We start from the raw sequence: 323 nt of genomic DNA, 5'->3' as shown, positions 1-323 counted from the left end.
TGGAGGCGCATTATAGGGAGCGAATTCGTTCTGGCAACCCCTCTTCTGCAATAAAATTGCAAAAATCGGCACTTTTTTAGTTATTCATATCAAGGCACAGCTTTTATACAAACTTATCCACAGAAACCACCTCTCGACGGCACTATAGCGAGCCACACTCCATGATTCATAGCCAGCTTCTACACCAGATGAATGATTACATTGCCCCGTTTAGGACTAGGCATCACGAACCGCTGTCGTTCAGATAGAGATGGACTACTTACTATAGAGATTATTGAAAAATCATCACGCACTTACAAAGCAAGGCAGTTGAGGCAGTTGAG

This window comes from Aeromonas enteropelogenes (assembly GCF_000819845.1).
Classification (GTDB): Bacteria; Pseudomonadota; Gammaproteobacteria; order Enterobacterales; family Aeromonadaceae; genus Aeromonas; species Aeromonas enteropelogenes.
Note: the sequence above shows the minus strand (reverse complement) of the source record.